This is a genomic window from Rubneribacter sp., from assembly GCF_965361815.1.
The window spans coordinates 1-11,899 of record NZ_CBDTNW010000100.1; the positions used below are offsets into that span (position 1 = coordinate 1).

Annotated in this window: 10 protein-coding genes; 4 read left to right on the forward strand and 6 right to left on the reverse strand. The window is 68.0% G+C overall.

Annotation, left to right across the window (positions count from 1 at the left end; genetic code table 11):
- Positions 1–496 precede the first annotated feature (496 nt).
- Positions 497–715: a helix-turn-helix transcriptional regulator gene (locus tag ACWKY3_RS07330; protein ID WP_449315772.1), complete on the reverse strand. Its 219-nt coding sequence runs from the start codon at positions 713–715 to the stop codon at positions 497–499.
- Between the two features lie 136 nt (positions 716–851).
- Here ACWKY3_RS07330 and ACWKY3_RS07335 point away from each other — a divergent pair, with 136 nt between their 5' ends.
- On the forward strand, positions 852–1,046 hold the full coding sequence (locus ACWKY3_RS07335; protein WP_449315773.1) for a hypothetical protein: 195 nt from the start codon (positions 852–854) through the stop codon (positions 1,044–1,046).
- A 60-nt stretch (positions 1,047–1,106) separates the two neighbouring features.
- Here the strand turns inward: ACWKY3_RS07335 and ACWKY3_RS07340 are convergent, their stop codons facing one another.
- The 3 genes from ACWKY3_RS07340 to ACWKY3_RS07350 form a co-directional block, all read right to left on the reverse strand.
- Positions 1,107–1,430, reverse strand: coding sequence for a DUF1292 domain-containing protein (locus ACWKY3_RS07340; RefSeq protein ID WP_449315774.1), 324 nt, complete (start codon positions 1,428–1,430; stop codon positions 1,107–1,109).
- A gap of 33 nt (positions 1,431–1,463) precedes the next feature.
- A complete protein-coding gene (secD, locus tag ACWKY3_RS07345) occupies positions 1,464–4,073 on the reverse strand; it encodes a protein translocase subunit SecD (protein WP_449315775.1) in 2,610 nt (869 codons plus the stop codon).
- Between the two features lie 192 nt (positions 4,074–4,265).
- Complete coding sequence (locus ACWKY3_RS07350) at positions 4,266–5,828, reverse strand: response regulator transcription factor (RefSeq protein ID WP_449315776.1); 1,563 nt, start codon at positions 5,826–5,828, stop codon at positions 4,266–4,268.
- A 283-nt stretch (positions 5,829–6,111) separates the two neighbouring features.
- Here ACWKY3_RS07350 and ACWKY3_RS07355 point away from each other — a divergent pair, with 283 nt between their 5' ends.
- Positions 6,112–7,773 (forward strand): FAD-dependent oxidoreductase, encoded by a 1,662-nt coding sequence (locus ACWKY3_RS07355; RefSeq protein WP_449315777.1) that lies wholly within the window; start codon positions 6,112–6,114, stop codon positions 7,771–7,773.
- 279 nt (positions 7,774–8,052) lie between these two features.
- On the opposite strand, the gene tgt is transcribed toward ACWKY3_RS07355, so the two are convergent.
- Positions 8,053–9,198 (reverse strand): tRNA guanosine(34) transglycosylase Tgt, encoded by a 1,146-nt coding sequence (gene tgt, locus ACWKY3_RS07360; protein ID WP_449315778.1) that lies wholly within the window; start codon positions 9,196–9,198, stop codon positions 8,053–8,055.
- A gap of 1 nt (position 9,199) precedes the next feature.
- Positions 9,200–10,063, reverse strand: a complete 864-nt coding sequence (locus tag ACWKY3_RS07365) for an HAD family hydrolase (protein ID WP_449315779.1) — start codon at positions 10,061–10,063, stop codon at positions 9,200–9,202.
- Between the two features lie 249 nt (positions 10,064–10,312).
- Between ACWKY3_RS07365 and ACWKY3_RS07370 the strand changes: the two genes are divergently transcribed.
- Together ACWKY3_RS07370 and ACWKY3_RS07375 are read left to right on the forward strand one after the other, a co-directional pair.
- A complete protein-coding gene (locus ACWKY3_RS07370; RefSeq protein WP_449315780.1) occupies positions 10,313–11,683 on the forward strand; it encodes an ATP-binding protein in 1,371 nt (456 codons plus the stop codon).
- The coding region (locus ACWKY3_RS07375; protein ID WP_449315781.1) for an epoxyqueuosine reductase QueH at positions 11,680–11,899 on the forward strand (220 nt) is incomplete at its 3' end. The genes ACWKY3_RS07370 and ACWKY3_RS07375, both read left to right, overlap by 4 nt.

Genomic DNA, 11,899 nt, shown 5'->3' on the forward strand with positions numbered 1-11,899 from the left:
TCTCCGTTGAACCACCGTTGACACGAACCGGTGTTTGCCGAATCTCGGGCCGGGCCTTCCCTGGTCGGGCGCCGGGCAAGGCCCTCCTCGCCTGACGGGTGGGGCTTTGCCCGGCGAACCGGCCTGGCCTATGTCAATCCTGGTTTAACAGCGGGAGCGCCCGCAGGTTGGTCGCAAACAGCACCCTATGGCACGCGCGGGAGCGTCTTTCCGCCCTCCGCCTCCTTTGTGCCCGGAGAAACACCAGGTCGCGAGAATCGCACGGCCCGCCGGCGCGCCGGATAGGCCGCCCAAATTGCCACAGGGCGCGGTTTGTGACCAACTCGCGGATAGCCCTTCGCCGAACCACCTTCGGCGGAGTTCGTGCCAACGTCGGTTTAACGGTGGAGCGGGCGCGGGGTCCTGCGCGGCCGCTCCGCACGGTCCCAAGCCAACGGCGGTTCGGCGGAGAGGCCGCAACCGAGCGCGAGCGAGAGGCATCCTCCCCCGCAACCCGCTACGGCATGCGGAACAGCAGGGCCACCTGAACGTCCAAGCCGGCCGCGATGCGCTCCAGCACGTCGACCGTCGGGTTGGCGCGCCCGTTCTCTATGTCGATGAGGTACTGGCGGCTCACGCCGACCATCAACGCGAAAGAGCCTTGCGAGTGGCCTCGCTCGGCTCGCAGGCTCGCAATGTTGGAGCCGAGTTGCGTTTTTAGTGAAGTATTCTCCATGCCGGTTAAAGGCTAGTGCCGGCCGGAACGAAAGTCGTAAACTATAGTTTACAGACCGCCAATAAAACAAGGGGAGAGAGGGATCGGGGTTCGCGAGAGGGCCGCCCTCCCCTTCGATCGCAAGGGGTTGAGGAGCATGGACGCCAACGCTTACGACGGGCTTATGGAGGCCATCAAGGACAGCGCCGCCCGCATTTTCGAATTCGCCGAGACGGAAGAGGACGTCTGCCGCCTTGAGCGGGCCATCCACGACGAGGTGGCCTACCTGGCCGCCATCGCCCAATCAAAGAGGGTCGAGCCGCCCGCGGGCTGGGATCCGCTGGGCCGCTAGGGGCCGTATCGCGGGCCGGGCCGGGCGGCCGCTCCCGCACAGGCCGCCCGACCCGTCTTGTCAATCGGAGAAGTCGTACAGATCCTTCGTCGCCTCGCGGAAGTCCTCGTACACCTCGGCCGCCACGCCTTCGTCGAGCACAAGCTCGAAGCCGGCGGGCTGGCCGTCCTCGTCGAACTCGGTCGCCTCCAAGATCACAAGCTCGCCCGACGAGCCGGCGGGCTCCTCCTCGCTCACGGGGAAGAAGAAGCCGTACCGGCGGTCGTTGTGCAGGATGATACCGAGGAACTCGAGGTTTACGCGCTCGCCGGCCTCGTCCTCGAACGTGATGGTCATGCCCTCTTCCACCGGGGGGCAGAAGTTGGGGGCGCTTCCCTGGCGCATGACGCGTCTCCTTCCGATCGTCTTTTCGCTCCCCTACCTTGCGGCGGAGCGCTTCTTGCCCTTGGCCTTGCGCGAACGCTCCGCCGTCGCGGCGGGTGCAGCCGCCTGCGCACCCGCCGCAGCCAGCGCGCGCGGGTTGCCGAACTCGAAGCGGCCCACCTCCGGGCCGAACTTCTTCGCAAGCTTCGCATAGCGCGGCTCGCGGGTCTTCCACATGGCGTAGAGCGGCGTGGCCACCGCGATGGACGAGTAGGAGCCGCACACCAGGCCTATCACCATGGCGAACGCGAAGTCCTTGAGCGTCTCGCCGCCGAACAGCAGCATGGCGAGCACCGGGATGAGCGAGGTGAGCGTGGTGTTGAGCGTGCGCACGAGCACCTGGTTGACGGAGTGGTTCGCCATGGTCATGAACGTGCACCTGATGTCGTCGGACTTCATGTTGTCGTTGATGCGGTGGAACACCACCACCGTGTCGTAGAGCGAGTAGCCCAAGATGGTGAGCAGCGCGGCTATGGTGTTGGGGTTCACCTCGCGGCCCACAAGCGCGTAGATGCCCATGACCAGCACCAGATCGTGCAGAAGCGCCACGATGGCGGTGACGCCCATCTTGTACTCGAAGCGGATGGCGATGTAGACGATGATGAGCACGATGGACACGAGGAAGGCTATGAGCGAGGACTGTATGACGCTCGCGCCCCAGTCCGGCCCGATGGTGGTCACCTCGAAGCTGTCGGTGGACAGCCCCAGCTCCCCGGCCACCTGGTTGGCCCGGGCCGCCGCCTCTTCGGCGCTCGTGGTGGTGGTGCGCACGAGGAAGCCCTCCTCGCCGTCGGTGTTCGTGGTCTGCACGACGGCGTCGGGCTCGCCCGCGTCGTTGAAGGCCGAACGCATCTGCTCGATGGCCACGCCGCCCGTGCCATGGAACGCCACCGACGTGCCGCCCACGAACTCGATGCCGAAGTTGAGGCCGCGCACGCCCACGACGGCCAACGACGCGGCCACGAGCACGGCCGCCACCGCCAAGAACACCTTGCGATGGCCGAGGAAGTTGATGTCGCGCTTGACGAACTTGCCGCGCGGCTTGCGGGCCGCCTGCGCGGCGGCCGCGCCGGCGGCCCCTTCGCGGGAAGCCGCCTTCTCGGCCGACTCGGCGGCGTTGATGGCCTCGCCCGCCTCGGCCGCGGCCACGCTCGTGCCCTCGGCGGCGGCCAGCGCCTCGTAGCCCTTCGCCGCCTCCTGGCTGTCCCTGATGCCCCAGAAGCCCGGATGGCGCGCGATGACCTTGGGCGCCAGGATGCGGATGAGCGGCGCCTTGAACAAAAGCATCATGAGGATGTCGCACGCGATGCCCAGCGCCAGCGTCAGCCCGAAGCCTTTGACCGAGGCGCTGGCCAAGAAGAACAGCGACAGCGCCGACACAAGGGTGACCAGGTCGGCGTCCACCGAGGTGACGATGGCGTGCCGCACGCCCGTGAGGGAGGCCGCGCGCACGCTGCGGCCCATGCGGATCTCCTCGCGGAAGCGCTCCATGGTGAGGATGGAGGAGTCGGCCGCCATGCCGATGGTGAGCACGATGCCGGCGATGCCCGCAAGCGAGAGGCTGAACAGCCCGAAGTGCGAAAGCGTTGCCAAGATGCCCAGGTACAGCACGGCGAACACCACCATGGCGCCCGCCGTGACCAGGCCAAGCCCCCGGTAGAAGAACAGCAGGTACAGCATGACCACCGCCAGGCCGATGAGCGCCACCAGCACGCCCGAGGCGAGCGCGTCCTGCCCGAGCGTGGGACCCACCACCTGGCTTTGGGCGTACTCGAAGCTCACGGGCAAAGATCCGCTCTCCAGCACGGTTTGCATGGCCTTCGCCTCGTCGAGCGTGTAGCCCCCCGTTATGGACACGTCCCCGTTGGATATCTCGTTCTGGACGGCCGGGGCGGATTGGACCTCTCCGTCCAAGATGATGACGATCTGGCCGTTCGTCGACACCAAATCGGCGGTCGCCTGGGCGAACGCGGCCGTCCCCTCAGAGTCCAGCGACAGGTTCACCGCGTAGTCGGTCGATGTCTGGGACGCCTGCCCCACCGACACGCTCGTGATGTTCGAGCCGGTGACGAGCGGCGTGTAGGTGCCCTCCTCCACCGCGAGATGCTCTTCTTTGCCCGAGGGGAAGGTGTTGCCGAAGGCGTCGGTCACCGTGCCCTCGCCGGCGTACTGGCCCTGCTCGATCTTGCTGACCACGTCCTGGTCAGTGAACGAATCGAGGCGGGCGAACTCCAGCTTGCCGGTCTTGCCGATGGTGTCGAGCGCGTCCTCGGTGTTCGTGAGGCCGGGGATCTGCACGAGTATCTGGTCGGTGCCCTGCACCTGCACCACGGCCTCCGAGGCGCCCAGCGCGTTCACGCGGCTCTCGATGATGGCGCGGGACTTCTCCATGTCCTCGGCGCTCACCGCGGCGCCGTCGGAGCCTTTGGCCGTGAGCACCACCGACAAACCGCCCTGGACGTCAAGCCCCTGGTTGATCTTTTCCTGGGGCGGCGTGAACATGATGATGGACCCGATGACCAGCAAGGTGGTGGCCACGAGCAGCCAGACGTTGCGCCTGTCCTTCGATCCCGCACGCTTCTTCGTCTTGCGCGTTGACGCCATGTGACGTTCTCCCTACTTCCGTATGCAGCCGCACGCCGCAAGGGCCTGCGGAGCTTCTCTCAGCAATCCGATTATTTTGCCACAACCCAGAAGAACGCGCCAGAACGGGTTGCGGGTGGAAACCTAAGGGAACCACGGGGGATCACGGGGGATGGAAACGCCGAGGTGGAAACCAAAGGACGGCCTTTTTCCCTAAGGTCGCTCGCCCCGCCTTCCGCCCATCAGCGAATCCACCAAATCTATAAGCTCCTGCTTGGAGTGCACGTCCAACTTCCTATAGATGTGGCGGCGATGGGTGGCCGCCGTTCCCTCGGAGATGAACAGGTCCTCCTGCACCCGCTGCAGGCTGTTGCCGCGCGCCAGGATGGTCAGCACCTCCGTCTCGCGCTCGGAGAGGCACTTCTCCAAGGCAAGGCGCTTGCACGCCTCGGACAGGGCGTCCTCCTTCCCCATGCGCTCCGCTATGTCCAGCCGCAGCGGGAACCTGCTCGCGGCAACCAGCTTCGCCATCTCCAGCGGCTCCCGCACGATCAGCGCGTTCGTGGCCAGAAACGCGCACAGAAGCGACATGAGGCCGGCGAAGTAGACCATCTCCTCCCCTATGGGGCTGCGCGCCACCACGAAATGGGCGAAGAGCAGGCCCGCGCACGCGCCGAACCCGATGCCGGCCGCGCCCCTCAGCGCCCCGGAGGACCCCAGGGCGCGCAGGTCCCCCTCCTCGGCCAGCACGAGCATGACCGCCAACGGCACGACCGAAAACGCCGACAGCGTCACGAAGGCTATCGCGAATTGGAGGGCGTAGGCGCTCTCGCCGCTCAAGGGGAAGAACGCGGGTATGGCCGTCACGCAGCTCAGCCGCAGCGCCACGTACAGGTCCGCCTCGCGGCGCCGCGCCCAGCCGACCGCGAGGAGCGCGCATGCCGCAGCCGTCCCGAAAAACGGCATCGTCCAGGTCAGCGGCGCAACCGTCCCCCGCCCCGCCGTGGATGCGAACACATACCCCATGGTCGCCCAGGCAAGCCCTATGAGAAACAGCGAGGCGAAGGCCCGAAGCGTCGCACGGCGGACGCACTGCTTGAACAAGGGAGCCTCCCTGCCGAGGTCGCGCGAGGGGGCAGGCGGATCGCGACGCGCCTCCGCATGCGCGTCGGCCCTGATCGGGCAAGAATCGGCGCCTCCTGCCGCGAAGGCGAGGTACAGTGCGGAAAGCGCCGTACACGCCAACGCCGCGACATCGAGCGCCTCATGGGGAAGCGGCGAGAGGAACGCGCCCGCCGCCACCGCCGCCGCGACCATCGCGCGCATCCTGCGCCCCGCCGGCCACGACGACGCCTCGCGCAGCCAAGCGCCCGCCAGACAGCCCCACGCCGCCCCGAAGCACGAGCACAGCAGCGCCCCGAGCGCCGCCGACGCCTCGACCTGCGCGTCGTAAGACGCCAGCAGGACCGCGCCCACGGCGGACAAGACGACGCCGAGCAGGGCGCAGGGGCGCAAAACCGCCGCCTCCGAGCGCGTCCGCACCAGCACCGTCGCCGCCAGCGCCGCCGTGAACAGCGCGGCGAACGACAGCAGGAAGGGGAACAGGGCGTCTTTCGCCGCCGGATCCCCGAACATCCCAAGCTCGTAGCGCCCCATGAAAAACCGCGCGCACGGCACCCACGGCACAGCCAGGACGAACCCCGCGAACCCGGCGGCCTCCCGCAGCGTGGCGCGCGGATTCCCGGCGCGCCCTCTTCCGTCGCTTCCCTTGCCCATGCGCCCTCCCGTCCTCACCCGGCGCGCCGCGCGCCGCTCCCGGATCGACCGTACCCGAGAAACCGCCCGAGCGCAAGCTGGCAGCGGCCACCGCATGTCATCTGAAACAGATGATTTCGGCCAGGAGGCGCGCCCGCCCGTCATCCGAAAGCGCAGAACCCCGCGGTTCAGCCGAAACGAGGGATTCCGACGCAGGCCCCGCATGCTTCAATGCGGACCCGAGGGCGGCGCAGGACCGTCCGGAACCCAGCCGCGCACGCGGCACGAGAGCAGGGAGGACACCATGGAGGCAAGGGGATTGTCGAGACGAGCGTTTCTGCAGGGCGTGGGACTGGCGGCCGCCGCGGGCGCGGCGGGAGGCGCGCTGGCCGCATGCTCGCCGGGAGGCGGCGCGGGCGGCGCAGGCGGAAAGGCGCCCGACGCGACCGCCGGCCAAGAGGCGCAGGCGGCGGTCGAGGACTGGGCGGCCGACACCGAGGAGCTTGGGGAGCCGCAGGAGGTGCTCAACGTGGACGTGTGCGTGGTGGGCGCCGGAGGCACGGGCCTGGCCGCCAGCATGCAGAGCGTCCAAAACGGCCTGTCGGTGGTCTGCCTGGAGAAGAACGGCGCGCCGGGAGGGTCGTTCATCTGCACCGAGGGCATGGCCGCCATCGGAACGCACTGGCAGGCGGCCGAGGGCGTGGAGATCCATCAGGACAAGCTCATAGCCGACCTGATGGCCTACCACCACTGGATCCCCGACTACGCCCTGTACCGGGCGTTTCTGGAGAACAGCGCCGATGCCATCGACTGGCTGGAGTCGCTGGAGTGCAACTTCCAGCGCGTCCGCGCGTTCGGCCCCTCCTACCAGGTCTGCCACGAGTACGCCGGCGATCCGGCGCGGGGCCTGGGGTCCCAGTTCGTGGAGAGCATGGTGGCGGCGGCCGAGAAGCTCAACGTGGACATCCGCTGCAACACGCCGGCGAAGCGCCTGGTCATCGAGGACGGGAACGTGGTCGGCGTGCTGGCCGTGGACGAGGACGACCGCGTGATCAAGGTGGAGTGCTCCTCGGTCATCATCGCCACCGGCGGCTACGGCAACAACCCGGCCATGCTCAAGGCGCTGGCCGGCGTCGACCCCGACAAGGTGGTGGCCTCCGGCATGCCCGGCCACGACGGCGACGGCATCCGCATGGCCCACAACGCGGGCGCCGCGCTGTGCTGGGACGCCGGAGTGGCCAACTTCTACGGCAACATCCTCATCGGCAGCACCTACGGCAGCCACGTGTCGGCGGCCTGCTCGCTGCAGCCCGTCCTGTGGGTGAACGAGAAGGCCCAGCGCTACGTGAACGAGGACATGTTCGCGCTCAACTTCCCGTTCAACGGCATGGCCCACAAGGGGCAGAAGTCGGTGTTCACCATCATGGACCAGGCCATCATCGATAAGTTCACCAACGAGGGCACCCAGGTGGAGGTGGGCGCCGCCGCCCCCACGGGCACGCCTTACGACACCCTGCCCGACGACATCCAGAGCATGCTCGACCAAGGCAACGAGCACATCTTCATCGAGGACAGCATCGAGGCGCTGGCCGAAAGCGCGGGGCTTGACCCCCAGGCGCTTGCCGACACGGTGAAGCGCTACAACGATTTGTGCGCCGCAGGCACGGACACCGAGTTCGGGAAAAACCCCGATTTCCTCGTCCCCATCGAGACGGGTCCGTTCTACGCCTTCGAGGTGGGCAACGGGTTCTTCACCACCGTGGGCGGCATCAGGGTGTCCACGAAGGCCGAGGCCCTGGACGAGAACGACGAACCCATCGGCGGCCTCTACGTGTGCGGCATGGACTCGAGCGGCTTCTACGGCGACTGCTACGACGCCGGCGTGGCTCCGGGCTCCACGGCGGGCTGGGCCATCGTCTCCGCGCGCCTGGCCGCCAACGCCGCGAAGGAGCGCGCGGGCAAATAGCCTGCGAGCCGCGCCCTGCGGGCAGGAGGATCTCGCACGCGGAAGCCGCGCGCCCGGGCGGGACTCCCCCTCCGCCCGCCCGGGCGCGGCCGGCCGCCCCGCCCCTAGCGTGACAGGGGGACTAGCGTGACAGGGGGACGGGGATCGTGACAGGTGGACGGGGATAATGTCACCTTCGAGGCATGGTGCGTTACAGGCGCGATGACAAGGTGACATTATCCCCGTCCCCCTGTCACGGTCCCCCTGTCACGCGCTGTCACGCCACGTTCCCCTGTCACGCTAGTAGTCCTTCGCGGCGGGGCTTGCCATCCACGCTTCGTAGAACTCCTCGTAGGCGTCGGCCAGCACGGCCTCGCGGGCGCGGCGCATAAGATCGATGAGGTAGTGCAGGTTGTGGATGGAAAGCAGGATGCCGCCGAGCATCTCGTTTTGCTTCACGAGGTGGCGGATGTAGGCGCGGCTGTGGTTTTGGCAGGTGGGGCACGTGCACGCGGGGTCGAGCGGGCCGAAGTCGCGCGTGAACTTGGCGTTGCGCATGTTCATGCGTCCCGTCGAGCTGAACGCCGTGCCCATGCGGGCCGTGCGCGTGGGCAGCACGCAGTCGAACATGTCCACGCCCTCGCGCACCGCGCGCACGAGCGTGGTGGGGTTGCCCACGCCCATGAGGTAGCGCGGCCGGTCCTCGGGGCAGGCGCGGGCGACCTGCCCGAGCGTCTGGAACATGACCTCGTGCTCCTCGCCCACCGAGTAGCCGCCGATGCCGAAGCCGCCGAAGCGCCGCCCGCCCGCGCGCAGGCTCTCGTCTTCTATCTCGCGCAAGCGCCGGACGGACTCCAGGCGCAAATCCAGCTCCATGCCGCCCTGCACGATGCCGAAGAGCGTCTGATCGGGGCGCTTGTGGGCCGCCAGGCAGCGGCACGCCCAGTTGGCCGACAGGTCCACGGCGCGCGCGACGAACGCCCTGTCGGCCGGATACGGCGTGCATTGGTCGAGCTGCATGGCGATGTCGGCGCCCAGCTGCTCTTGGATGGCCATGTTGCCCTCGGGCGTCCAGCGGATCTTCGCGCCGTCGTAGATGGAGCGGAACGTCAGGCCGTCGGCGTCGAGCTTCAAGGTGTCGGCCAGGCTGAACACCTGAAAACCGCCCGAGTCGGTGAGCATGGGGCCGTCGTAGCTCATGAAGCGGTGCACGCCTCCGGCCGCCTCCACCACGTCGGCGCCGGGGCGCAACGAAAGGTGGTAGGTGTTGGCGAGCACCACCTGGGCGCTCAGATCGCGTAGCTGGCCTGCGGTGACGCCCTTCACCGTGGCGCTCGTGCCCACGGGCATGAACAGGGGCGTGCGAAAGACGCCGTGCGCCGTCTCGTAGGCCAGCGCGCGGGCGTGCCCGCTTCGGGCCTCCACCGTGCAGTCGAACAGCGCCATGTCAGCCCTCCACCCCGTTGACCACGAAGCCCGCGCCCGATGCCGCCGCGTCCGCAGCCGGGTCCAGGCACTCCGCGAGCACCCGATCGCGCGCGGCGGCGTCCACCAAGCCCCGCTCGATGCCCTCGGCCGGGCGCTCGCAGACAGGCAGGGCCTCCGCCCAGTCCGCGAACTTTTCCAAGGAGCCGTGCCGCACCGAGGCCAGGTCGAAACCGCCCGTCGGGTCGAGCAGGCAGTCGGTGACGAGGAACGCGTCTGCTCCGAGCGCGCGGATGCCCAGGTCCTCCACCGTGTTGTTCCCCACCATGAGCACGTCGGCGCCCGCAAGGCCCGCCGCGGCCAAGCTTTCGGCGTAGTAGGCGGGCTTGGGCTTCACGCTGGTGGAGTTGTCGAACGTGGTGATGCGCGCGAACCGGTCCGCATCGACGCCGGCCCATGCAAGCCGCCAGCGCACGGCGCGCTCGGGGAACATCGGCATGGTGGCCAGCACAAGGGGATAGCCCTTGGCCGCCAGCGCCTCCACGGCGCGCGCGGCCGCCGGGTTCGGCGCCACGCCCTGGCCGAGCGCGCCGAACTCGTGCTCGTAAAAGCTTGCCAGCTCCTCCTCCCAATCGCACGCGCCCGCGTCCACGTGCGCGAAGAAGCCCTCCCAAAACGCCTGGTCGTTGGGACGGCCGTCGTCGTGCGAGGCCATGTTCTTGATGCCGGCCAGCATGCCCGCCTTGAACGCCTCAAACGGCACGCCGAAGCGGGCGACGTAGGCGCCGAGGGCGCCGAAGTAAGAGCGCATGAACTCGTCGATCTCCATGGGAAGCAGCGTGCCGTCCAGATCGAAGAAGACGGCGCGGTAGGAAGGCGTGCGCATGCGAAGGCTCCTTTTGCTCGTGCGGATGGTTCGGTTCGCATGGTAGTATAAGCCACGTCTTCGGGGCGCTGCGCGAAATCCCCGGCGAAACCCCCGCATCCGCGCTTCCGAACGCGGTCCGCGCAACGGCTTTCGGACGATCCGATGACGATCTTGCCTTCTCAAACGACAAGTTGCTTATGCATCTTGTCGCTTCGAACGACAAGATGTAGTATTTTGTCGAAACCGTAGCATGGACGGAGGAGGCGCATGCGCCCCATCATCGGCGAAAAGATACGCGAGTTCTTCTCAGAGGGCGTTCCGGAGGCCTTCGAGCGCGACCTGTCCCTTGGCAGCATCCAACCGCCGGCGCGGGGAAACCTGGTCAACGTCGTCGTCGGCGTTCGGCGCTGCGGCAAAACCTACCGCCTGTACCAGGAGATGCGCCGCATCGTGTCCGCAGGCTACCCGGAGGCGTCCCTTCTGTACTTCAACTTCGAGGACGAGCGCCTCAAGCCCTACGACGCCTCCCTGCTCTCGGAGGTGGTCGAGACGTTCTACGCCCTCAACCCCCGCGCCAGGGAGGAGGGGGCGTTCTTCTTCTTCGACGAGGTGCAGGAGGTGCCCGATTGGGGGCTGTTTCTGCGCCGCATGGTCGACACGGCCAAGGCGACGATCTACGTCACGGGATCGTCGTCGAAGATGCTCTCGCTCGATATCGCCAGCGAGTTTCGGGGAAGGGCGCTTCCCCACGAGCTTTTCCCCTTGAGCTTCGCCGAGTACGTGCGGTTCCACGGGGGCGACATCCCTCCGCGCGAGGCGCTCGCGGCCGGCGCGCTCACTGCGGGCGAGCGCGCGCTGCTGCGCAGCGCCTGCTCGGACTACCTGGTGCGCGGGGGATTCGTTCCCGTGCAGGACCGGGGGCTTTCGGAGTGCGCGCTGCTTTTGCAGGAGTACGCGAACCGCACCGTCAGCTACGACGTGGTCGAGCGGTACGGCCTGGCCAACCTCTCCGCCGCCTCGAGCTTCCTTGCGCAGTGCATGGCGTCCTCGGCGCGGGAGCTGTCGGTCAACAAGGTCCATGGGAGATTCCGCAGCCTCGGTTCGTCGGTGTCCCGCGAGACGCTCTCAAGGCTTCTTGGCTACTACGAAGAGTCGTACCTTCTGTTTTCCGTCCGCGAGTTCTCGCGCGCGCTCGCGGACAACCCGCGCTCCCCGGCGAAGGTGTACGCGGTGGACCCGGGCATGCTCATGGCGTTCTCCCCCTCTGCGGCGCGCGACGAGGAGCAGCGGCTTGAAACGGCGGTGTACCTGGCGCTTCGGCGCCAGGCCGACCTCGTGCGCCGAGGAAGCGTCTCCCGGGTTCTTCTGGACCGAGGATCGACGCGACGCGAGGTTGATTTCGTGGTGGGCGACGCGCTTATGCAGGACGCCTTCCGGCTGGTGCAGTCCTCCACGAGCCTGGCCGACCCCGCCACGCGCAAGCGGGAGCTTGCGGCGCTGGAAGCGGCCATGTCGGCTTACGGCGTAGAGGAGTCCTGGGTGGTGACGTTGGACGAGCAGGAGACGGTCCAAACCGACCAAGGCGTCGTCCGCATCGTCCCCGCCTGGTCATGGCTGTTGGACGGAGGCGAACGATGAAATTGCTGCTGCACGCCTGCTGCGGGCCGTGCTCGCTCGAACCCGTGCGGATCCTGCGAGCGGCCGGGCACGACCTGACCATCCTGTTCGCCAATTCGAACATCGCGCCGGCCGACGAGCACGCGCGCCGCATGCGCGCGCTGCGGGAATGGGCGGCCGGCGAGGGGCTGCCCGTCGTCGAGGGCGCTTACGACCCTCTGTCCTGGGAGGCGTGCG